23 protein-coding genes and 1 pseudogene are annotated in these 21,737 nt (G+C 71.7%); 22 read left to right on the top strand and 2 right to left on the bottom strand.

Features of this window, described 5'->3' with window-relative positions; translation table 11 throughout:
* Positions 1–11: 11 nt before the first annotated feature.
* A complete protein-coding gene (locus GQS09_RS00630; RefSeq protein ID WP_165983951.1) occupies positions 12–1,175 on the top strand; it encodes a hypothetical protein in 1,164 nt (387 codons plus the stop codon).
* Between the two features lie 238 nt (positions 1,176–1,413).
* On the opposite strand, the gene GQS09_RS00625 is transcribed toward GQS09_RS00630, so the two are convergent.
* Both GQS09_RS00625 and GQS09_RS00620 read right to left on the bottom strand, forming a co-directional pair.
* Complete coding sequence (locus GQS09_RS00625; RefSeq protein ID WP_165983950.1) at positions 1,414–1,662, bottom strand: hypothetical protein; 249 nt, start codon at positions 1,660–1,662, stop codon at positions 1,414–1,416.
* A 166-nt stretch (positions 1,663–1,828) separates the two neighbouring features.
* Positions 1,829–2,539: a hypothetical protein gene (locus GQS09_RS00620; protein ID WP_165983949.1), complete on the bottom strand. Its 711-nt coding sequence runs from the start codon at positions 2,537–2,539 to the stop codon at positions 1,829–1,831.
* Positions 2,540–3,534: 995 nt separating this feature from the next.
* Between GQS09_RS00620 and GQS09_RS30875 the strand changes: the two genes are divergently transcribed.
* The 21 genes and pseudogenes from GQS09_RS30875 to GQS09_RS00510 all read left to right on the top strand — a co-directional run bounded on the left by GQS09_RS30875 (position 3,535) and on the right by GQS09_RS00510 (position 21,731).
* Positions 3,535–4,362, top strand: a complete 828-nt coding sequence (locus GQS09_RS30875; RefSeq protein ID WP_399552366.1) for a transposase — start codon at positions 3,535–3,537, stop codon at positions 4,360–4,362.
* A gap of 163 nt (positions 4,363–4,525) precedes the next feature.
* Entirely contained in the window at positions 4,526–4,948 is a 423-nt protein-coding gene (locus GQS09_RS00610) for a hypothetical protein (protein WP_165983948.1), read from the top strand.
* The gene (locus GQS09_RS00605; protein ID WP_165983947.1) at positions 4,945–5,469 is read left to right on the top strand and encodes a hypothetical protein; all 525 of its coding nucleotides are present in this window, start codon (positions 4,945–4,947) and stop codon (positions 5,467–5,469) included. The genes GQS09_RS00610 and GQS09_RS00605 overlap by 4 nt, the downstream gene beginning before the upstream one ends.
* A gap of 59 nt (positions 5,470–5,528) precedes the next feature.
* Positions 5,529–6,224, top strand: a complete 696-nt coding sequence (locus GQS09_RS00600) for a hypothetical protein (protein ID WP_165983946.1) — start codon at positions 5,529–5,531, stop codon at positions 6,222–6,224.
* A 41-nt stretch (positions 6,225–6,265) separates the two neighbouring features.
* Positions 6,266–6,631 (top strand): hypothetical protein, encoded by a 366-nt coding sequence (locus GQS09_RS00595; protein WP_165983945.1) that lies wholly within the window; start codon positions 6,266–6,268, stop codon positions 6,629–6,631.
* 112 nt (positions 6,632–6,743) lie between these two features.
* Positions 6,744–7,139, top strand: coding sequence for a hypothetical protein (locus GQS09_RS00590; protein WP_165983944.1), 396 nt, complete (start codon positions 6,744–6,746; stop codon positions 7,137–7,139).
* A 202-nt stretch (positions 7,140–7,341) separates the two neighbouring features.
* On the top strand, positions 7,342–7,935 hold the full coding sequence (locus GQS09_RS00585; protein ID WP_165983943.1) for a DUF317 domain-containing protein: 594 nt from the start codon (positions 7,342–7,344) through the stop codon (positions 7,933–7,935).
* Positions 7,936–7,970: 35 nt separating this feature from the next.
* The gene (locus GQS09_RS28480; protein ID WP_243760986.1) at positions 7,971–8,576 is read left to right on the top strand and encodes a hypothetical protein; all 606 of its coding nucleotides are present in this window, start codon (positions 7,971–7,973) and stop codon (positions 8,574–8,576) included.
* A 33-nt stretch (positions 8,577–8,609) separates the two neighbouring features.
* Positions 8,610–9,047, top strand: coding sequence for a hypothetical protein (locus GQS09_RS00570; RefSeq protein ID WP_165983942.1), 438 nt, complete (start codon positions 8,610–8,612; stop codon positions 9,045–9,047).
* A complete protein-coding gene (locus GQS09_RS00565; protein ID WP_165983941.1) occupies positions 9,044–9,886 on the top strand; it encodes a DUF317 domain-containing protein in 843 nt (280 codons plus the stop codon). The genes GQS09_RS00570 and GQS09_RS00565 overlap by 4 nt, the downstream gene beginning before the upstream one ends.
* Positions 9,883–10,614 (top strand): DUF317 domain-containing protein, encoded by a 732-nt coding sequence (locus GQS09_RS00560; protein WP_165983940.1) that lies wholly within the window; start codon positions 9,883–9,885, stop codon positions 10,612–10,614. Before GQS09_RS00565 ends, GQS09_RS00560 begins: the two co-directional genes overlap by 4 nt.
* Position 10,615: 1 nt before the next feature.
* On the top strand, positions 10,616–11,464 hold the full coding sequence (locus tag GQS09_RS00555; RefSeq protein WP_165983939.1) for a DUF317 domain-containing protein: 849 nt from the start codon (positions 10,616–10,618) through the stop codon (positions 11,462–11,464).
* Between the two features lie 62 nt (positions 11,465–11,526).
* The gene (locus GQS09_RS00550) at positions 11,527–13,413 is read left to right on the top strand and encodes a type IV secretory system conjugative DNA transfer family protein (protein WP_165983938.1); all 1,887 of its coding nucleotides are present in this window, start codon (positions 11,527–11,529) and stop codon (positions 13,411–13,413) included.
* Between the two features lie 38 nt (positions 13,414–13,451).
* Entirely contained in the window at positions 13,452–13,883 is a 432-nt protein-coding gene (locus tag GQS09_RS00545; protein ID WP_165983937.1) for a hypothetical protein, read from the top strand.
* Positions 13,884–14,053: 170 nt separating this feature from the next.
* Positions 14,054–15,301 carry an ATP-grasp domain-containing protein gene (locus GQS09_RS00540; RefSeq protein ID WP_165983936.1) on the top strand — a complete coding sequence of 416 codons (1,248 nt, stop codon included), beginning with the start codon at positions 14,054–14,056 and terminating at the stop codon, positions 15,299–15,301.
* Complete coding sequence (locus GQS09_RS00535) at positions 15,298–16,413, top strand: GNAT family N-acetyltransferase (protein ID WP_165983935.1); 1,116 nt, start codon at positions 15,298–15,300, stop codon at positions 16,411–16,413. The genes GQS09_RS00540 and GQS09_RS00535 overlap by 4 nt, the downstream gene beginning before the upstream one ends.
* A 107-nt stretch (positions 16,414–16,520) precedes the next feature.
* Entirely contained in the window at positions 16,521–17,093 is a 573-nt protein-coding gene (locus GQS09_RS00530; protein ID WP_165983934.1) for a hypothetical protein, read from the top strand.
* A gap of 25 nt (positions 17,094–17,118) precedes the next feature.
* Complete coding sequence (locus GQS09_RS00525) at positions 17,119–17,556, top strand: hypothetical protein (protein WP_165983933.1); 438 nt, start codon at positions 17,119–17,121, stop codon at positions 17,554–17,556.
* Between the two features lie 205 nt (positions 17,557–17,761).
* A pseudogene (locus tag GQS09_RS00520) lies at positions 17,762–18,025 on the top strand (hypothetical protein); the annotation flags it as partial.
* Between the two features lie 66 nt (positions 18,026–18,091).
* Positions 18,092–19,288 (top strand): site-specific integrase, encoded by a 1,197-nt coding sequence (locus tag GQS09_RS00515; RefSeq protein WP_165983932.1) that lies wholly within the window; start codon positions 18,092–18,094, stop codon positions 19,286–19,288.
* A complete protein-coding gene (locus tag GQS09_RS00510; RefSeq protein WP_313895931.1) occupies positions 19,281–21,731 on the top strand; it encodes a site-specific integrase in 2,451 nt (816 codons plus the stop codon). Before GQS09_RS00515 ends, GQS09_RS00510 begins: the two co-directional genes overlap by 8 nt.
* The last annotated feature ends 6 nt before the right edge of the window (positions 21,732–21,737 follow it).

Genomic DNA, 21,737 nt, shown 5'->3' with positions numbered 1-21,737 from the left:
CAGCAGGCCGCGTGCAGGCGCTGTCCGATCGCCTGGGCGACTACGCCCTGCACTACGCGCTGGTCCACGCGGAGTTCACCAGAACCATGAGCGGCCGGCCTCGTGACGGCTTCGCCGATGCCAGCCCGATTGCCGAGAGGGCGGCCGTGCAGCGACGCAACAGCCGAGCCGCCGAGCTGTTCACCGGCCTGCTTCCCTACAGCACCTCCCTGCTGCATCTGGCACGCAGCGCACTGGAGGCGATGACCCCGGCACCCCACCACCCCGGCTGGCACCTGCTGCTGGACGATCTCGCTCACGCAGCCCAACAGGCCCGGCATCTCGTCGAATCCCACCCCGAGGCCGCCACCGATCCCAGTGCCGCCGCCGAGCGCGACGCGGCCCTGTGGCCGTACGCCACCACCTGGGCCGAACGCTCCCGCCTGGTGCGGGACCTGGCCGAGCACCACCGGCCGCGCACCCCCATGCCACAGCTGGACGCGGAGGTGGCGCGGCAGCTGACCGAGCAGGTCCGCGCGGCGCGCACAGCCCGCAGCCTGGGACTGCTGGAGTCCTGGTACGACGCATCCGGCCGGATCATCACCCTGGCCTGGGCCGACGACCAGAACAACCGGGTGCTCGCCATCGCCGGGGACCTGGATGGGCCCGACATGCACGTCGTCGCCCGTTTCCCCACCGACCGGGAGGCATGGCAGTGCCTGCCGCCGGCGGTGCCGGCCGGTGTCCTCCAACCCGGCCTCTCCCGTGAGACCGCTCCCGAACTGCCGCCGAAGGTGACCACCGAGGAGCTGACCGCACAGGTACTGCGGGCCGACGCGGCCGGGGAAGTCTCCGAAGCACTGCACTACGCCACCGAGGAGGGCACCCCCTACGCCGGACCCCTGGCCGAGCTGCGCGACTTCGTCACCCTGTGCGCGGAGTTCTCCGAGGCGCTGGAGACCCGGGCGGGGCTGCTGCTGGCCGCCCGCCTGCACGCGGCCGACCGTCAACTATCCGCCGTCAGACGTGAGCTGGAGGACATCGCCGAGGAGATGGGCGAGCAGATCAGCGTGCTGCCCCCGCACCGCCTCCCGCTGCCCCGCCACTTGCCAGCGCCCGCGCCCGCGCCGCGACCGACAACCGCTGCATGCGTGCCCGGTGCGCCTCCGGCAGCCCCACCCGGCCGCCGACGCTGACCCTGGTCCCGCCCGCCCGGCCGGCCGTCCCGTCGCAGCACATCCGTCACCAGGCACACTGCGCCGGCACCGATCCGGGCGGAGGCAGAGCGTCACCGTCTTGCCCCATGTCCCGTCGGAAGGAGAATTCCCCCGGATGGCTGTTATTGGTACCCACGGCTAACACAAACCGATGAATGGAGGGTGAGCCCTGGCGGTTCCTCACCCGTCGATGAGGGCCCGCCAAGGCGCTGAGGACTCAGAGAAACAGAGCGATCACTGCCGCGATCGCACCGAGCACCATGATGAACGTGGCGACCGCGGCCCAGATCTTCTTCCTGGTCCGGCCGGGGTGCTGATCGACCACATGCCCGTCGGCGCTGGCCTTGCTCTTCTGCTTCGCGATCGCCGAGGTCTTGTTGAGACGGAAGCCCAAGTCGTAGGTGACCAACTTGACGGTGGTCCGTTCCGACTCATCGTGGTCGGCCATGCGAGCGGTCGGCTTCACCGGCCGCGTTGCATTATGGAGAGGGGAATGCTTGGGGTGACTCTCCGTTTCGGGGTTACTCACTGGTGTTCTCCAATCGTCAGGTAGTTACTGGCGGTAGTGCCGCACCGCTCCTTCCGGCGCCAACCAGTGGCGGAGCGGTGCGGCATGCAAAATCTGGGCGCCTTCACGGGGCCGTTGGCTGCACGTTGGAATGGCCTTCGACCGTCGACCCCAGCGCGGTGGTGGTGGCCCCCAGGCCACGTGGCGCGAACGGCGCCACCAGGGAGTAGACGGGCCTCGACGCCATACCGGTCCGAGTCTTGAGCGTTGCGAACCATTCGTCATCGACATGAGCAAGGACGCCCTTCTCCTGGAGCTCCCGGAGTCCCCTGCCGGCCGTGTCGGCAGAGATGCCGTACCAGCTCGGCACCCGGTCCTGCGGAAGGGTGAACCGCTCCTTCCGCAGGCTCAGCGTGATCAGCAGCATGGCTTTGGCCGGCAAGGTGAGCGACTCGTTCAGCTCCTTGTCCCAGTACTCATAGGGGAGCTGGAAGTACGGTTCGCCGCCGCTCGGCGTGGTGTAGGGGGCGCCCAAGCCGTCCTCACGGAGTTTGGTGATGACGGTCTTCCCCTCCTCGCCCCGCCTCCTTTCGATCAGCTTCAGATCGCAAAGCACCTTCCAGGCCCTGGATACGGCCGTCGGCCCTGCCGCCTCGTCGTACTTGCCCACTGTGCGGGCCCAGGTGGTCGCCCACTCCGTGACCGAGAAGTCGCCGCCGCTCGTGACGGCGCCGACGAGGAGGTAGAGGTCAAGGGCCTTGGTCTGGGACCGGCGGACCAGGCTGCGGAGTGGGCCGGGCGTCGGGTCCCCCTTCGGGCCCTGCTGCAGGAGCACCCTCCGGATGGGGACGGTGCGGTTGGGACGTCCCGAGCGCGTCAGCAGGAGACGGATGGTCTCCTGCTGGGAGAGGGTCCTCGGCTGGGGCGAAGACGCCGGGCGGGCGGGTGGGTTCGATGGAGCGCTTGTCGTCATGCGCCAATGGTGCCACGGGGCGGACCGGGTTCCCGCGTCTTGGGCTTCGTCACTGAGCGATCCGACTCGCCGCTTCAGCGTGTTCCTTAGGAATGCAGTAAGAAATCTCTTAAGACTCCAGATAAGAACACACCTATGAAACCCGATCTAAGATCCCGACTTGCGGGGCGGGGGGCGGTGGTGGGCCGACTGACGACGCTCATGGCGTCTGTTTGAGCGGGATCGACTCGACTTCTTCAATAGCTGAGCGAACCGGCCTCAGCCGACCGCCGGCGCATGGGCAGGTGTCGATCCACTCGTCCAGGTGAACTTTGGTGCAGTACCGGAGTTCGGTGCCGTGCTCGCGCAACCAGACGAGGAGACCTACCGTGGCGCGGATGCTGGCCCGGACCGCCGTCGCCTGGGTCGAGGTGACCGGATGCTCCGCGCCGGAGGCGGCGCAGGTGGTGCCAGGTCGCGAAGCGCCGGACGAGCTTGCGTTCGCCGTCGTCGGGGATGGCCTTGGCTGCTGCGGCGATCCACTGTTCCAGGGCCGCGAACCGTTCGTCGCGGGCGGGCCCCCACCCCGTGGTCCGAGCACGCGGCACGTCAACTCGCCTGACGCCACGAAACAGTGGAGAGCCGGATGCTCGGTAACGGGCCCATCCGGTTCGGGAGGCGGCCTGGGGAAACGGGCTGGCCGAAAAGCCAGCACCGCGCCCCAGGCCGACCTCACCGCGAGGCCGACCCGGCCGATCTTCCCGAACTGCTGGCCGCCGCCACAGCGTCGGACCGCGGCTGCGAGAACCCCCACCTGCATCGACGGCGCCCAGCTGCGCACCGTCGCCGGGGACAGCGGCCAGGCCCAGGCCGTCCGCGTGGTCGCCCGCGCCCATCAGACCCTGATCTGGGAGCGCACCCGCACCTTCCAGCGGTTGCGGAGCACGCTGCGTGAGTACTTCCCCGGCGCGCTGACCGCCTACGCCGGCCTGGAGCTGACCAGCACCGACGCTCTGGAACTGCTGATCAAGGCGCCCACCCCGGGGGAAGCGGCGAAGCTGACGAAGCAGCAGATCACCGCCGTGCCGGCCCGGCACCGCCGCCACCACCGGGACCAGAAGACCCGCGCGATCCAGGCCGCACTGCGGGAGCCCCGGCTCGGCGTCGCAGCACCGGTGGCCGCCGCCTACGGCGCGGCGGCGGTCGCACACGCAAAGCTGCTGATCACGCTCAACGAGCAGATAGCCGCCCTGGAAGAGCAGGTGAGTGCGCATTTTCGCGCGCACCCGGACGCTGAGATCTACCTGTCGATGCCCGGCATCGGCGAGATCACCGGCGCCCGGGTGCTCGCCGAGTTCGGAGACGACCCCACCCGCTACACCTCGGCGAAGGCCCGCAAGAACTACGCCGGCACCAGCCCGATCACCCGCGCCTCCGGCAGGACCCACAGCGTCCAAGCCCGCTTCGCCCGCAACGACCGCCTCGCCGATGCCCTCCAGAGACAGGCGTTCTCCGCCATCAACACCTCGCCCGGCGCTCGGCGCTACTACGACAAGCAGCGCGCCCGCGACTCGGGCTACAACCCCGCCCTGCGCCAGCTCGGCAACCGCCTCGTCGGCATCCTCCACGGCTGCCTCAAGACCCGTACCCACTACGACGAGGCCACCGCGTGGTCACACCACGCAACCCCCACCACCGCCGCTTGACATCAAAACGCCATGGGATGTCTGACCGGGCCATCTGGCCACGAGGAAGGCCGGGCGGGCCGCCTGCATAGCGCAGGTGCGCCGGTTTGGCCAACCGGCCGTCGTGCGGATCCTGGAAGCAGCCCTGGTCACCGCCCCGCGGGGCGTTCGCGGAAGGATGCTGATGCCTGATCCCGAGGCTGAGCCGCGCTCTCGCTACATCCCGGTCGACACCATCACGCCCAACCGGGTGATCTCCCACGGGCACTTCGCCCCCGGGGACCGTGTGGTGGTGATCAAGGGCAGTGCCCGCGGTGACCTGTGCGGGACGGAGATGACCATCGTCGCCGCCTCCTGGCACACTCCGACCGACGAGGACGGCTGGCGGGCGCGCGATCCGGAAGGCGGCCAGCGCTCCTACCTCACTGCCCACCCGCGCCACCTGGTGCATGTGGAGCACTACTGCCCCGAGTGCACCGGCTATGTGCGCAAGCTTGCCGAGGCGCTCCTGCCGCAGATTCCGTATGACCGCCGTGACGGCGGCTGGTACCACATCGACGGCCGTGACCAGCTCGTGCACAACCGCGACCCGAAGGCCGGCCGGTGAACCTGCTCACTCACCAGTACCTGTCGGCTGCCGACCCGCTGCGCCGTCTCCTCGACCCGCACACCGCAAACACGGGCGCCGTCCTCGCCTGCTGGCCGCCGCTGGACGAGTTCACCCCGCCCGAGCAGCGGCAGGACTGGACCGGCCGCGAGTGGGCCGAATTCCTCGACGGCCCCACCCACGAGTGGCCCTTCTCACACGGCCCCGGACGAAGCCGCCGGCCGATCTGGCATGCGCAGGCAACTCTTCCGGGCAGTGCGGCGGTGCCGGGCCGATGGTGGTGGCGCCGGGCCGGGCACCGCCTGCCGGCCGCCGGCCCCGGCGGCGGGTCGGGCAACCGGTGGATCGCGGTGCACGAAGCCCCGGGGCGTGTGCATCTGCTGGTCAACCTGATCGACGAGCACGGCGGCTGGGCGGATGTGCCCTGCCCGCGGCTGGCGGCCGAAGCCCGCCTGTTCGCCGGACCGCCTCACGCACAGATTGCGCCGACCCGCTCGCCGCTGCCGGCCCGCCGTCGCTGACCCCGCCCCCGCCTGCTCTGTCTCTTCTGCTCACTCCTGCTCGTGGAAGGTGCCCGCGCGTGCCGCTGCCCCGTCGTGATCTGCGCGTCATCCGTGATCCTCACAGCGATCAGGTGATCGCCCACGGCGGCGACGCCTACGCCCACAGCGTGCTGCACCGTGTGGGCTTCGTTCCTGTGATGCGTCAGCACGACGCCTACCACCGGCTTCCCGCCGGCATGGATCTGGAGGAGGAGGTCAGGAGGGCCCAGGATGCGGTCGGCCTACTGACAGCGCTGGGCTATGACCTGTGGCACGAGCCGGAGTTCGCCCCCGACCGCCGCATGCTCACCGAGCCCTCCCTGGGCGCCGGGCTGCTGCACCAGGGCGAGGAGGTCGCACGGGCCACCCACACCCAGGAGGTCGCCGACGCGCTGAGCGACCTGACCGCCCCGGTGGACGGCGTGCTGCCCGCCACCGCGGAACTCCTCGCCGCGGTCGCGGACTTCCTCCAGGACCTGGGCACCGGCGCGGACTACCACCACGCCCAGCAGCTGCGCGGCATGGCCGGGCAGCTGGAGGCGTTCACCACCCGGCTCACCAGCGCGCGCACCGCCCTCGCCGACCGCTCCACGGACCATCCGCACCGCCGCCCCTGCGCCGGGGCCGCCGAGAGCGAACGGGAAACGGCGGCCACCTGCTCCTGCCCGCCGCCACCGGCGCTGCCGCCCGTGCCGCCGGCCATGCCCCCCACCTCCGGCCGCCCAGGCCGCTGACCTGTCCACCGTCCCCTGTTCTGAAGGAGAGTTCCCCGACCGTGACGATGGCCGACACGGACGACGTCGACGTGGTGATCTACCGCCGGCGCAACACCGTCTACGCCGACACCCGCACCAACCCCCAGCCCGCCCTGCTGGACCTGCTGCGGCGGGCGGGGCTGGAGAGCCACACCAGCGTGCTGTACACCTGGCGGCACCAGCTTCCCCCCGACCTGAACCCCGAGCAGGAGAAGCAGCAGGCCAGCCAGGCCGCCGCCGAGCTGGCGTGCGGCGGCTACCAGGTGCTGATCGACCACGAGCTGCTCGACGAGACCGTCCACACCGCCACTGTCGCGGACCTGATCGCCCAGCGCACCCGCACCCGGCGCACGTCCCGCCCGGCCCGGCACCGCCGCCGGCGCTGAACCCCCAGCCAGCCCCGCACGTCCCGCGCACCTCGCTTCCGCGCGAGTGCACTGCCGGCTCACCCCCTCTTTCAATTCTGTCACCTCGCGCAGGACCACCCCGCTCATGACCATGGCCGACAAGGAAGACGCCGATGTGGTGATCTGGCGCAAAGGCGGCACCGTCTACGCCGAGACCCGCACAGGCGCCCCGGCCGCCCTGCTCGATGCGCTGGACGCCGCAGGTCTGCAGCGCCGCACCCAGGCGGTCTACACCTGGCACGAAGTCCCGCAGAACCTGACCAAGGAGCAGGAGCGGCAGCTGGCCAGCCGGGCCACGGCTATGGCCGCTGATGCCGGGTACTACGTGCAGATCTCCCCGGAGCTGTTCGACCTGGGCGTGCACGACCAGGCCGTCACCGAGCTGGTCACCACCCGCAGGAACACTGAGTCACCGGCCGGTCCCGGCACCACACCGGCCACGCCGGCCCCTTCCACACCGCCTCGCCGGACGGGTCCCCGGCGCTGAACCAAGGCCTGCGGCCTGGCCCCACCTTTCCCACTCTGGAGTGCTCAGCTATGTCCCGCCCCCTTCCCCTTCGGCTGCCCGCACCGCCGCTGCCGCGGTGTGCACTGCGCGCACTTGCCCCGCCCGGCGGCAGTGATGTGGGCGCGGCCGCCCAGTGGCGGCGTCTGCTCGACCAGGCTGCCCGGCGCAGCCCGCACCACTGATGCCCGCAACCGGCCCCGCGCCCCGTGACGGACACCGGAGGGTCTTCGCCGTCACCCCGCGCTATCTCGCCGGACCCAGCGACAGCATCGCCTTCCCGGCCGCCCCGCTGGTGGGTGAGGGCTGGAGCCACCAGGAGGACCCGCAGACCGGAACCGCGGTGTTCACCTCGCCGGACCACCGGCTGCGCCTGGGCTACCGGCCCGGCACCGAGGGGGAGAACCGTTGGACCTTCACCGGCTGGGACTGCCTGGTGGAAGACGATGTGTGGCTGTTCGGCCAAGTGGCGTGGATCGTCGAGTTCGACCCGGCCACGCCGCCGGAGATTGTGCGCTCTTTCGCCACCCGGCTGGCTGACCTGCACGCTGCGAGTCCGGAGGAGGTGCAGTCCGGACCGAGCTGGCCGCTCGGTGATGCGCTGGCTCCGCTGGTGGCGGCCGGCTGGCAGCAGGCCGACTCCCCCACCCGGATCGTGCTGCGCTCCCCCGATGAGCAGGCCACACTCGTCTGCCGCCGTGAGGCCCCCCGCCGGTCACCCGGCCGCCGGGTCTGGGCAACAAGTGGCTCGTCCGCGTCGCCAGCCCCGACGAGATGAGCGGCTGGGAAGCAGCCGCGACGGCCCACACGCCCATGGCTGTCGTCACCGCATTGTCCTGCGCGCTGGCCGATCCGGAACCGGTCCACCGCACCGGTGAGGAGCTCGCCCGGCTGCTGACCGTCCCCCTCACCGCCGAGCCGGTGCCCGGCGAGCAGCAACGTACGGCTGAGGAAGACGGAGAAGAAGAGGAGGAGAACAGGCACGCCGATGCGGTGCCCTGGCTGACCGATCCCGGCCTGCACGCCCGTCTGCGCCAGGGAACCGCCCAGCTGCTGCACCTGGCCCACACCCTGGCCGATGAGCCCTTCCTCGGCGGAGCATTCGGGATTCTCTCCGGCGAGGGCGTCCACGTATGCGAGACCGTCGGCCTGCCCGAGCACCTCGCTCCGGTCCTGGAGGCCGACGCCGCACACGCCCTGGCCCGCACGGTCGGCCTGCATACCCCCTCGCTGTTCGCGCCGGAAGCCACCTCCGTCATGCGGGCCCTGCACGCCCTGCCGTCTTCCGAGCAGCAGCGCCTGGTGCGCCGCGCCCTGCACCACCTGACGGGCCTGTACCCGCCCAGCTCAACGGCACCGCCGCCCGCACCGGGCCCCGCGCCGCCGGCGCCACCCGCACCCGGTGGCCGCCGTCACTGAAACCGCCCCGGCCTTCGCCGTTGTTGGAGGACCATGACCGAGAACACCCCGCACGCCGCACGCCTCGCACAGGAGGTGTGCGCCCAACTGGACTGGATAGCCGAGGACCTCACCCAGGCGGCTCCGGAGCAGGCCGCGAAGATCCTGGCCCCTGTCCTGGATGCAGAAGACGGCATCCTCGGCCGACTGGCCGCCCTGCTGGCCGCCGCCTCCCATTACATCGGCGACCGCGCCGCGGACTCCACTCCCGCACGGGCGGTGTGGGAGGGCCTGGCCCACGCCGCCGACACCCTCTACGACGTGGCCCTGGATCTGGAAGACCTGGAGCAGGAGTTCGCCCTGCTGCCCGCCGCCCCCGGGGGAACGGCCGGCCACGCCCGGTCCGGTGCCACACCGGTGCCACCGCCACCCCGCGCATCCGCCGGCATTCGCCCTGAACGGGCCGGCGGACACAGTGAGCGGTCACGATGAACAGGCGCCCCTCCGGCACCGGCACGGGTGAGGAACTGCCGCAGCCTCGCAGCCTCATCGCGCCGCGGCACCTGGCCGGCACCGGCGAGATCCGCCACATCACCGACTTCCTGCGCGCGGCGAACTGGCGCGAACGCACCTCCCGCTCGGGCGGACCGCTGGTGTTCGAGAGTCCCGACCACGCGGTGCGCATCGGCTACACCGCGGACACGATCCCGCCGCAGTGGATCCTCTCCGGACGCTCCCGCGGCCCGCACTCCCCCGCCTGGCACGCCACCCTCGGCGCGCAGTGCCCGGTGGAGATCGTCGCCGCCGTCTCCGACGCCCTGGCCGCACCGCCCCTGCCGCAGGACGCTGCGGAGGTGTGGCGTCCGCTGGACGCGCACGGCTGGACCACCAGTTCTGAGCCCGGCCGGCACCACACGGCGACCAGCGCCGATGCCACCGCGGTGCTGCGGTACCGCAAGGACGGCGACAGCGCGGTGTGGTGGGCCTGCGCCACCCCGCCCGGTGAGCGGTGGCCGCTGTGGAACGCGGTGTTCAGCCAGCACACCCCGCCCCACCTGCTGGCCGCCTTCGCCGCCGCCCTGGCCGATGCCCGGCCCGTGCTGCGCGCCCCGGGCACCGTGCCCGCCCCTGCCGTCGGGCATGTGCGCGCCGCACCGGTGTGGGTGCCCGCCGCCGAACTGACCGCCGCCCAGCGGGCCCGCCGCGCCGCCGGACGCGCCGCGGCTTACGCCACCGCCTGGGCCGGCCGGGCGTGGTCGGTCCACCGCCCGCGCACCGGCATCCCGCGCCCGCTCGCCCGCGATGACGCGCCCGCCAGGGGGCGGCGATGAACTCCGGCGGACCGGCCGAGGAGCCGAAGACGGTGCTGTTCGGGCTCACGCCCCGCCACCTGGCCGGCCCCGGTGACCCGGCGGTCCTGACCGGCCGCCTGCTCGGCGACGGCTGGAGCAACCACTCCCCGGCGGGCCGCCCGCAGGTGCTGCTCCTGTCCCCGCAGGAGACGCTGTATGTGTCGCTGTCACCGGTGGATCCCGATCCGAAGTCCCTGTGGTGGCGCATCGGTCACACCCAGCAGGGCTGGTCGGCCGGCTTCGGTGCCCGCTGCCCCATCGAGGCCATCGCCGCCTTCACCCACGCCCTCACCGCACCGCCCCCGCGGGAGGTACCGGAGGTCTGGCACGTGCTGGAGGACCGCGGCTGGACGCTGAAGGGGACGGTGGACCGCTACGCCCATTCCGCCGACGCCACCGCCGTCATCAGCCGGCGCCCGCAAGCCGGGGGCCAAACCGCCTGGACCAGCGAAGTCTGCGTGCCGGGGGCGTTCGGCCGCCAGCAGATGGTGTGGCGGGCCGTCGTACCCGAGTCCGCCCCGGCCCATGCGACGGCCGCGTTCACCGCCACGCTGGCCGACCCCTCCCCCGTGCCGCGTGCGCATGGCGCCCCGTCCTACGCCCACGGGCACGTCAGCGTTCACCACTCTGCCGCCGGCGCCGGGCCCGAAGCCCTCGGGAAACTGCCGGACCCGCCGGCCGGGCCGAATCCGCGAAGGAGGCGCTGACGTGGGGCCAGAGATGTTCCACAGCCAGGCCGCTGGGGCATTCGACTTCATTCCCCATGCCACCACCCCTGGCTACCTGGCCGGGGCCGGTGATCCCCGGTATGTGACCGAGGCCCTGCGCGCTGCCGGCTGGTCCGCCCACCAGGCCCCCGGCGTGCCGCACGTGCTGATGGCCAGCCCCACCTGGGCCACCCGCCTGCTCCTGGAGCCCGACCCGCAGCACATCCCCTCCTCGTCCTGGTGGCGCCTGCAGCACGGCGACGACACCACCGGCTGGTCCGCGTCCTTCGGCGGCCACACCCCGGTGGAGATCCTCGGCGCTGTCACCGACGCCCTGCTGCTCCCCGCTCCAGATCCCCAGCCGGACGCCGGGAGAGCGGTGTGGCAGGTGCTGGAGGGCAACGGCTGGGCGGTCGGCATCCGGGACGGCGACCGCTGGGCCACCTCTCCCGACCACCTCGCCCACCTGGCGCACAGATCTCTCGGTGAAGAGGGCGACCACTTCTACTGGATGGCGGAGGTCTGCCAAGGCCGCGCGGACGGGCCCACGGTGTGGCGGGCCCACTTCAACGGCAGCATGCCCGTCCACCTGATCGGCGCGTTCGCCGACGCCTTTTCCTCGGCCGAGCCGCTCTACCGGCCGCAGTACGGCACGCCGGTGTACTCCCACCAGGTCACCCAGGTTCCGGCCGCCCTGACCGGCGAAACGCTGGCCGCCCGCTACGAGCAGCGGCTGTCCGACGCCCGCGCCCAGGCCCGCGCCGCCCGCCGGGCTGCCCGCCGCGCCCCCACAACCCCCGAGACGGCCGCGCCGGCAATCCGCCCCGCATCGCCGCGCCGACGGCGCTGACCGCACCGGCGCCCCCACCCGCCGGACCGCTCTCCTCTGTTTCCCCGCTTCCCTGGAGCCGTGTGCCCTCCTCCCGTTCCCCCGCGCCCGCATCGTCCGGCGCCACCGATGTGCTGTTCCACCTGCTGCTGGGCGCCGCCGCCATCGCCATACCGCTGGCGAACCTGGCCTGGCTGGGCGGCAACACCGCCACCGTCCTGACCGGAGCCGGACCGTGGGCCCCCTACCGGCCCACCGACGCCCTACTGCACCCGCAGACGCTGTGGCCCAACACCGGCTCCACCGCCCTGCTGACCGGCCGCCTCATCGCCCCCCTGATCGTGCTCGCCGTCCTCGGGCTGCTGGTGCTGCGCTGGTGGCTGCGCCACCACAACGGAGGCGGCCGGCAGCGCAAGCGGGTAGCCGCAATGGCCAAACCGGGCCAGGTCTCCCCACTGCTGGCGCGGGAGATCACCGCCAAGGCCCGCTCCCTGCGCCCCAGCCTGGCCCGCCAAAAGAAGATCCCGCCCAGCGAGACCGGGGTGCTGCTGGGCAACCTCGCCGGCACCCGCCACGAAGTCCGCATGGGCTTCGAAGACGTCGCGGTGGCGATCATGGCGCCACGCTCGGGCAAGACCACCTGCCTGGCCATCCCCGCCATCCTCCACGCCCCCGGCCCGGTGATGCTCACCTCCAACAAGGCCGCCGGCGACGCCTACACCGCCACCCTGGACGCCCGCGCGGCAGCGGGGCGGACCTGGTCGATGGACCCCCAGCAGATCGCCCACGCACAGCGCGCCATGTGGTGGAACCCCCTGGCCGACGCCACCACCCTCGAAGGGGCAGGGCGGCTGGCCGGACACTTCCTCGCCGCAAGCGTGGACGCCTCCCAGCACGGCGACTTCTGGTCGAAGGCCGCCTCCAACGTCCTGTCCCAGCTGTTCCTCGCCGCCGCCAACGACCGCAGACCCATCACGGACGTGATGCGGTGGCTGGCCTTCCCAGCCGACCGCACCCCGCTCGATGTGCTGCGCGACCACGGCTTCGCCCCCGTCGCCTCCCAGCTCAAAGGCACCGTCGAAGGACCGCCCGAGACACGCGACGGCATCTACGAAACCGCCCGGCAGTACGCCGCCTGCCTGCTCAACGCCGACATCGCCGCCTGGGTCACCCCACAACAGGACGTACCCGAGTTCCGGCCGGCAGAGTTCGTCACCTCCCGCGACACCCTCTACCTGCTGTCCAAGGACGGCGGAGGCGGCGCCTCGGCACTGATCGCCGCCTGCGCGGACGCGGTGATGCGCACCGCCACCACCGCGGCAGAGCGCGCCGGAGGCCGACTGGACCCGCCGCTGCTGGCGATCCTGGACGAGGCCGCCAACGTCTGCAAAATCAGCGACCTGCCCGACCTGTACTCCCACCTCGGGTCACGGGGCATCATCCCGGTCACCATCCTGCAGTCCTACCGCCAGGGCCAGAAGGTCTGGGNCTCCCACCTCGGGTCACGGGGCATCATCCCGGTCACCATCCTGCAGTCCTACCGCCAGGGCCAGAAGGTCTGGGGCGAGGCCGGCATGGACGCCCTGTGGTCGGCGGCCACCATCAAGGTCATCGGCTCCGGCATCGACGACCCCGACTTCGCCGACAAACTCTCCCGCCTCATCGGCGACCACGACGTGCCCACCACCTCCACCTCCCGCTCCGAGACCGGCACCTCCACCTCCGTCTCCATGCGCCAAGAACGCATCCTGCCCCCCGATGCGATCCGGGCCCTGGCCAAGGGCACCGCACTGCTGCTGGTCACCGGCCTGCGCGCCGCCATGCTCACCCTGCGCCCCTGGTACCAAGAACCCGGCGCCGACCGGCTCGCCGCCGCCTCCGCCCGCGCCTCCAAGGCCATCACCGCACGCGCCATCGCCAAGGCCGAAGGTGGACATCGCGGCACCGGCGGCTTCACGGCCGCGGCCTGACCCGCCGCTTCCCCATCATGTGAAAGGAAGGCCCCTAGGTGTTCATCGACCCCGACGTCCTCTACGGCATCGACCCGCAGGGCGAAGGGCTGTACGTCGCCGTCCTGGGCGACCGCCCCGAGGCACACCACATCCTGCGCCGCCACGGCTTCGAGCCCCGCACCCTGCGCGGTCTCCCGCTCTACCAGCTGCCCACAGACCTGCCTGCGGAAGCCCGCGACCAGCTGGTACGGGAGTCCTGCCAAGCCCTGCTCGAACACGGCTACCTGGTGGTCAACACCCAGAACGTCACCGCCCTCACCCCGCAGACCCCCGAAATCGGGAAGGCGGACACCGGACCGCTGGAACAGCAGGCTTCCGCCCCTGCCCTGCCGGGCGAGCAGGCCGCCCACGCACCGCCGTCGCTCCCGCAGGCGCCGCAGACACCGTCATTCACCAGCCGGCTCCACCACCCGCCCCGCCCCCGATAACCACACCGAGGCCGCCACTGGCCCTGGTAAAGGGCCTGGAGCCGGACCGGGCCCGCCGTCGCCACCCCACTACTCCGGTCTCCCCCACGCCCCAGCCCGTTACGCCTGGCGGATCCGCGCCAGCCCTGCGCGAACCCTCCGCCTTTACGCCCGTTGCGAGGTCTCCGCTCATGTCCGCATCCACGATCCTGCTCATCGGCTCCGGCCACGAGCCCTACCGGCGCTATGCCCTCAAGGCACTGGCCGCCCGGCACCGCGTTGTGCTTCTGGAGGCCGCGCCCCCGACCTGGCAGCGCCCCTACCTTGCCGGTCATGCCGTGGCCGATCCTCACGACGAACAGGCCGTGCGTGCCATCGCCTGGGATCTGGCCGCGCGCCACCGGATCGACGGTGTACTGACCTGGGATGAGTTCGCCGCGGTGAACGCCGCCCGCGCCGCCCACGATCTGGGCCTGCCCGGCCCGGACCCGCAGGCCGTACACGCCTGCCGGGACAAGGCCCGCACTCGCGCCGCCCTGGAAGCACACGGGGTGCCCTCGGCCCGCTGGACCGCCGTGGCCGGCCTGGAGCAGGCACTGCGTGCGGCGGACCGGATCGGGTACCCGGTGGTGCTCAAACCGGCCGCGGCCGGCGGCAGTCTCGGTGTCATCCGCGCCGATGGCCCCAGCCAAGTGCGAGAGGCCTTCTCCTTCACCGCCCGCGCCGCCAGCCAGCAAGGTCCGGAGGGCACAGGGGTATTGGTGGAGTCCTACCTGGACGGGCCGGAGGTGTCGGTCGAGGTGGCCACCGCCGACGGACGGCACCACCCCGTGGCGCTGACCCGCAAGGAACTGGGCGCGGAGCCGTACTTCGAGGAGACCGGCCACGTGGTCACCACCGAACCCGACCCCGACTGGCCCGCCGCCGCCCAGGTGGCCACCGCCGCGCTGGACGCGGTGGGCATCACCTGCGGCATCTCGCACGTCGAGCTGCGTCTGACCGCCGCCGGGCCGGTGGTGGTGGAGATCAATGCGCGCCTGGGTGGGGACCTCATCCCGCACCTGGTGCACCTGGCCACCGGCATCGACCTGGTCGCAGCCGCCGCCGACCTGGCCCTGGGCCGCACACCCGACCTAACCCGCACCCGCAACCGGGCCGCCGCCGTCGGCTTCCTCTACCCCCACACCGCCGGCATCCTGCGCGGCCTGACCTTCGCCGAAGGCGTGGAGAACCTGCCCTGGTGCGAGCGCGTCCTCCCGCTCCTGCCGCCCGGTACTGCTGTCGCTCCCCCGCCGGCCGGCGGACTGGAGGCCCGCCTCGCCCAATTCGTCGTCACCGGCGCGACGGCCGCCCAGTGCCGGCGGCGGCTGAACAGCCTGACCGCCACCGTGCACGCCGACATCACCCCCGACACCACCTCCGGGGCCGCCGCCGCATGAGCGCCCCACCGACCTCCGCCCGGCAGACCACCACCGTCTGGTACAACCGGCCCGACCAGGCCCCGCCCGACACCACGCCCGCCGACACGCCGTTCGGCACCCGGGAATGGGCCACGGCCTGGACCCGTGCGACCACCGAGCAGATCCTGGCCCACCGCCACCTGCACCTGGACGACGCCACCTACGCGCAGACCGTCTCCTTCCACCTCACCCCAGGCGGCGGCAGCCCCTGCTGGAACCTGCTGGAGACCGCCGCTGCCATGGCGACGGTGTGGCCGGGCACCGTGCTGTGGGCCGGCTCCCCGCACGCCGAATACGGCGGCGCCAGCACCGCCTCCCCCGCCATCGCCGCCGCCACCGCCGCCAAGGCGCTCACCCTCGCCGCGCAGCTCGGCGCCTGCGCCGTGGTCTACTCCGGACTGAACGCCGAGCAGGCCGGCCTTGTGCACCGGGCCGTACCGAAGCGGCGGCAGTCGCTCAACCTGACCACCGCTGTCGCCCATACCCGGCCCCTGGGTGCCTCACTTCAGGAGTGGTGGGCGGCCACCCCGGGCCGCCACCGCCGCGACCTACGCCGCCAGTGGCGCCGCGGCACCGACGCCGGCCTGGCCCCCGCCGCCCTCACCAGCACCGATCTTCTAGCGGCTCTCCCGCAGTTCGCCCGGCTGGCGCAGGCCACCACCAGCCGGCACCGGACACCGCTGTACAACGCGGACCTCTTCCGCCTCCTCGCCACCGTACCTGGCGCTGTGCTCCTCACCGCCCGCGACAGTGCCGGGAACCTCGCCGGAGGGGTGTACGGCTGGCTGCACGGCGACTGCCTGTACCTGTGGGCGGCCGGCCTCGACTACAGCCACCCGACCGCCCGCCACATCTACACCTGGCTCATCACCGAAGCCGCCCGCTGGGCCATCGGCCACGGAGCCACCCGGATCGACCTGGGCCGCGGCAACTACCGCGCCAAGAAGATCCTCGGCTGCACCCCGCACCCGCTGCGCACCGTCGTCCACCTCACCACACCCGACGACACCACCAGCACAGCGCTGCGCGAACTCTCCACCCGCCTCGGCCGCCAGGCCGCCACCTACCTGCCGCCCGGCACCACCTGGTAGCCGCCCCCGCCCGGCCACGAGACACCGGTCAGGCGGCCGGCACCCCCGGCCCCGCGCATCCACTTCTCCACTTCCCCCGGTCCTTCGCACAAGGAGGAAACCCTTCCATGCCCTGGTCCGCTCTACGGCTGATCCACAAGGACGACGGAGTCTTCGCCGAAGGCATCTACAGCCAGGACGCCGCAGCCGTCCTGCGCACGGTCGGCTTCACCGAAACCTCCGAAGGCGCCCTGCACCTGCCGGCCAGCATGAAACGCGAGGAACGTGCCCAGCGCCTGGCCGCCGCGGTGGCCCTGCTGAAAGTCCTCAGGCTGCGTGACTTCGGGCGCGCCGGCCTCGAGGTCCACCAGGTCGTCTCCGCCGCGAGAAAGGCGCGCACGGTCCAGGACATCGCCCTGCTCGCCGAGACGCTGTGGGAGCACGCCGACAACCCGGCCCGCACCGTCGAAGAATTCGCCGCAGCCGTGGCCGACCGCGCCGCCGCGCTGGTCCCCGAACAGGCCGACCGGATCGGCGAGGCCGCCGAACGGTGCAGCCAGCAGGTGTACGACGCCGTCGCGGAACTCTGCGCCCTCGCCGAGGCACTGCCCGGCCCGCCACCCGCGCCCAAGCACACAGCGCCAACTCCGGTCCCCATACCGCCCGCAACTCCAGCCCGACCCTCCGGCCCCGCCCGCTGAGCCCCGTCACCGAAGAGGCAACCCCGTGCCCCAGCACCCGCCCTCCGACGACGCGCTGGGCACCCGCCTGGCCCGCGAGTTCCTCGGCGGCACCGACCCCGCCCACCTGCGACCCGACACCCCACACCTGGCGGGCCTGGCCAACCTGATCAGAGCCGCGGCGGACGATCTCGACGGCACCCAGCACGAACTGCTGCGCCTGGCGGAGGCGCTCCGCGACGAACTCGGACGCCTCACCAGCGGCCAGAACGCCGGGATTCTCCCGTCGGGCGACGGCATCCTCCAAACCCGCGCCGGGCGCCTGGACGGCCTCGCCATCCGCCGCGTGGAGCAGATGCGTCACCTGGATCGCCTGACCCGCCTCTACACCCGCAGCCTCCCGGACACCGAGCGGAGTCGCGCCGTCCCCACTTCCGGGCCCGCCGCTTCCCCGCCCGCACACGGCGCCCGGCCCACCCGCTGATCCCAGCACCCGCCCCCTCCGCGGGGCGCGCGCGGGCCCTGTCCTGTGCCGACACCATCCCGCACTCGCCCGGCGGCCAGCCCGGTCCACCACGCCGCCTGCGAGCACCGCGCCTCGGCTCCACCCACACCTGTGAGGAACCCCGCCCTTGACTCAGCCTGCCCTCCGCATCCTCTCCCTCGGCGCCGGCGTCCAGTCCACCACCCTGCTGTGCCTGGCGGCCGACGGCACCCTCCCGCGCCTGGATGCCGCCGTCTTCGCCGACACCCAGTGGGAACCGGCCGCCGTCTACCGGCACCTGGACCGCCTCGAAGCCGAAGTCGCCAAGCCTGCCGGCATCCCCGTGCTGCGGGTCACCTCCGGCCACATCCGCAACGACGCCCTCAACCCCGCCCATCGCTTCGCCTCCATGCCGCTGCACATCCTCAACCCCGACGGCAGACCGGGGATGGCACGCCGACAGTGCACAGTTATCTGCACCAACTCCCCTCGTTGATCGACGTGATGGTCAGTGCGATCGACGAGGAGGAACACCTTGGAACTGCGACAGGAACTGATCGAGGGGCGGGCCGAGCTGCCCCGGGTGGGGGCCGTTGTCCCCGCTCGGGGCGTCCACCCGCCGTACATCGTCGTGAACGCGTACGACGACGAGATCAAGGCGGCTACCGCCTACCTGCGGGATCTGGCGCTGAACGACTGCAGTCCGCTGACGGTACGCAGCTACGGGTACGGCCTACTGCGGTGGTTCCGGCTGCTGTGGCTGCTGGGGGTGGCGTGGGAGAAGGCGACCGAGGCTGAGGTCGCGGTGCTGGCGGGGTGGCTGCGGACGGCCTCGAATCCGCAGCGACGGCGGACTCAACCGGGCGGACATGTGCCCGGGTCGGTGAACCTCAGGACCGGCAAGCCGACGCTCCGTGCCGGATACGCGCCCAGGACGATCAACCATGCGTTGTCGGTGGTTGGCGGCTTCTATGGGTTCCACGCCCATCAGGGCAATGGGCCAGTGGTCAACCCTGTCCCCATCTCGCCGCAGCGCCGACATGCCCTTGCGCACCGGAGTCCGTTGGAGCCGCGGGCGGTTGTGGGGCGGTCCCGGCTGCGGCAGAAGGTCTCCGACCGTCCGCCCCGTTCGATTCCCGACCGGCTGTGGGACGAGCTGTTCGATCGCATGGGCTGTGAGCGTGACCGCGCCTTGCTGGAGTTCTACGTATCCAGTGGCGCCCGCGCTGTCGAACTGCTCGGGGTGGGGGTGAACGACATCGATTGGGCCGGCCAGCGGATCTACGTGATCTCCAAGGGCACCCGGGAGAGGGAAGCGGTGCCGGCCTCGCCGCAGGCGTTCGTCCGGCTGGCCCGGTATCTCGACGAAGCGGGCACGCCGGCGCGGGGCGAGTCGGTGTGGCGAACCCGTCGCGGGAGCGATCGCCCCCTGTCCTACTGGGCGATGCGGCGGATCATGCAGCGGGCGAACGAGCTGCTGGGCACGAACTGGACCCTGCACGACCTTCGGCACACGGCGGCGTCCCGGATGGCCAACGGCGGGAAGCTCACCCCGGTCGAGGTCCAAGCGATCATGCGGCACGCCAACATCCAGACCACCAGCCGCTACCTGACCGCGCGGGTGGAGGAGATGTTCGACAAGCTCGCGGAGCACTACAGCACGCCGCGGCCGGCGACGAGCTACCCCACTGGGTACTCCGCGGATGACATCAAGGCGGTGTTCGGTGGCTAGGTCCAGCACGACCACCGGGGTCAGCCGCCGGCACGGGCCCATCGCGGAGGGGCTCACCTTTCCCAGCCGGTTCGTGGGCGGTCCGATGAAGCCGCAGCCTGCGGTCTCGGAGCCGCCGCCGCAACCGCACGGAGAACTGTCTGCAGCGTCGATCAACCACATCTCCAAGCTGGCCTTCGACGTCTGGGAGGACGCTTCCACCGTTACCCGGCACCAGCGCGTTCAGGCCACCCGCGGCATCCTCCAGTACCTGTCCACCCACCCGGGGCACACCTGGCAGGAGAGGTGGGACGCCAGCCCTCTGGGCAAGGGGCTGATCAAGGCGAACAGTCTGGGTGCCCGCAGGACGACCGGCCTCGCGGTCACCCCGGGGGTCCGCACGCTGTTCTGCCTTCGCGTCGTCCAGCCCACGATGCTCGCCTTCCGGCAAAACCAGCTGAACAACTTCACGCCCTTGTTCATCTCCGCGCAGAACGACCCGCTGCTGGTCACCTTCGAGGAGCACATCGCCGCACAGGAGCTGCGGCTCAAGCACCAGCGGGAGGCAGTGCTCGACATGTGCACGCTCCTGACCTACCAGGGCGTCGCGCTGGCCGACGTCACGCCGGAGTCGATCCTCCAGTACGCGCACGACAACCGGCTGGCCCGCTGCCGTCTCCAGCCCGGGCAACCGGCCTCCAACCGCCTGTTCGGGCACGGGATGTGGACGGCCCTGATCACGATGGGGCGGTTCCCGGCCTCCACTCCGACGACTATGCGGGCGGCGATGATGCGCGGCCAGCGGACCATCGAGGAGCTCGTCGATCAGTACGGGATCCGCGATCAGGCCGTCCGCGGCCTGCTGATCGACTACTTCGGCCGGCGCCGAGCCGATCTCGACTACTCCAGCCTGAAGCAGCTCGCGCTCCTGCTGGTCAAGCACTTCTGGGTGAAGATCGAGCAGCTCAACCCAGGCCAGCAGGGCCTTCGGATCACACCGGACCTCTACACGCGCTGGCGCGAGACGATCCGTCTCAAGGACGACGGCACCCACCGGCGGGGTCAGGACGACATCGTCATCTCGGTCCGCAGCTTCTACTACGACCTGCACACCTGGGCTGCTGCTGAACCCGAACGCTGGGCGGCCTGGGTCGCGCCGTGTCCCGTCCCGCCCGGCGAGTTCCATGGCCTGGGTATCCGCCGGCGGAAGGGGACCGAAGGCTCGGCGGACCGCACCCGGCAGCGCCAGCCGCTCCTGCCCGTCCTGGTCGACCACGTCGAGTCCCGCTACGACCATGCCCGGCTCCTGCTCGAACGCGCCGACCAGGCCGCCGACGGGGAGGAGTTCACTTTCGCCGGCAACGCCTATCGCCGGGTGATCAGCGAGTCGGACCAGAAGCGGCTCCGGCACGGCGATGCCGTTCCCACCCGCGTGCTGGACCTTGGCTCCGGTGAACTGAGGCACATCGGCACGGAGGAGGAGGCCGCCTTCTGGGACTGGGCGGCAGTGGAGACCTTGCGGCACTCCGGCGTCCGCATCGAGGAGCTGTGCGAGCTGACCCACCTCAGCATCCGCCAGTATCAGCGCGCGAACGGCGAGGTCATCGCGCTGCTCGTCATCGAACCGTCCAAGACCGACCGCGAGCGCGTCATCCCGATGTCGGCCGAGCTGTTTCACGTCATCGCCTCGATCATCCGGCGCCACGGCCGGCGAGGAAGGCCGATTCCGCTGGTCAGCCGCTACGACCCGCACGACAAGGTCTGGAGTGCGCCGATGCCGTTCCTCTTCCAGCGCCAGAACGGAGCGATCGGATCGAAGATCTTCAACCCCGGCACCATCCAGAAGATGATCAGCCGACGGTGCGAGGACCTGGCCGAGACCCACCCCGGGTTCCGCGGGCTGAAGTTCACCCCGCACGACTTCCGGAGGATCTTCGCCACCGAGCTGGTCAACAGCGGTCTGCCCATCCACATCGGCGCCGCACTGCTCGGTCACCTCAGCATCCAGACCACCCGCGGCTACGTCGCCGTCTTCGACGAGGACGTGATCCGCCACTACCAGGCCCACCTCCACCAGAGGCGCCAGGTCCGGCCCTCGGAGGAGTACCGGGACGCCACCGAGCAGGAGTGGACCGAGTTCGAGGAGCACTTCGACCGCCGCAAGGTGGAGCTCGGCTCCTGCGGACGCCCCTACGGCACCCCCTGCCAGCACGAACACGCCTGCATCCGCTGCCCGATGCTCCACGTCAATCCCAAGATGCTCGCCCGGCTCTCCGAGCTCGAAGCCGACCTCCTGCAACGCAGGACGCAGGCCGAGGCAGAAGGCTGGATCGGTGAGATCGAGGGCATCGACCTCACCCTCACCTTCCTTCGCGCGAAGCGCGACGAGACCCAACGCCGAACCCAGCGACCAGCTGTCCACCTCGGCATCCCCGCACGCCGCCATCCGCGGGAGTCCGAATGACGTTCC

The sequence above is a fragment of the Streptomyces sp. YIM 98790 genome (assembly GCF_011421595.1).
Taxonomy (GTDB): Bacteria; Actinomycetota; Actinomycetes; order Streptomycetales; family Streptomycetaceae; genus Streptomyces.
Note: the sequence above shows the minus strand (reverse complement) of the source record. Positions and strands in the feature narration are given on the sequence as shown.

What these genes read in the sequence shown, in the direction of transcription:
- GQS09_RS00610 (WP_165983948.1), top strand. Translation starts at nt 4,526, where the DNA reads ATGCCTGATCCCGAGGCTGAGCCGCGCTCTCGCTACATCCCGGTCGAC.
- GQS09_RS00590 (WP_165983944.1), top strand. Translation starts at nt 6,744, where the DNA reads ATGGCCGACAAGGAAGACGCCGATGTGGTGATCTGGCGCAAAGGCGGC.
- GQS09_RS00585 (WP_165983943.1), top strand. Translation starts at nt 7,342, where the DNA reads ATGCCCGCAACCGGCCCCGCGCCCCGTGACGGACACCGGAGGGTCTTC.
- GQS09_RS28480 (WP_243760986.1), top strand. Translation starts at nt 7,971, where the DNA reads ATGGCTGTCGTCACCGCATTGTCCTGCGCGCTGGCCGATCCGGAACCG.
- GQS09_RS00570 (WP_165983942.1), top strand. Translation starts at nt 8,610, where the DNA reads ATGACCGAGAACACCCCGCACGCCGCACGCCTCGCACAGGAGGTGTGC.
- GQS09_RS00565 (WP_165983941.1), top strand. Translation starts at nt 9,044, where the DNA reads ATGAACAGGCGCCCCTCCGGCACCGGCACGGGTGAGGAACTGCCGCAG.
- GQS09_RS00560 (WP_165983940.1), top strand. Translation starts at nt 9,883, where the DNA reads ATGAACTCCGGCGGACCGGCCGAGGAGCCGAAGACGGTGCTGTTCGGG.
- GQS09_RS00540 (WP_165983936.1), top strand. Translation starts at nt 14,054, where the DNA reads ATGTCCGCATCCACGATCCTGCTCATCGGCTCCGGCCACGAGCCCTAC.
- GQS09_RS00535 (WP_165983935.1), top strand. Translation starts at nt 15,298, where the DNA reads ATGAGCGCCCCACCGACCTCCGCCCGGCAGACCACCACCGTCTGGTAC.
- GQS09_RS00530 (WP_165983934.1), top strand. Translation starts at nt 16,521, where the DNA reads ATGCCCTGGTCCGCTCTACGGCTGATCCACAAGGACGACGGAGTCTTC.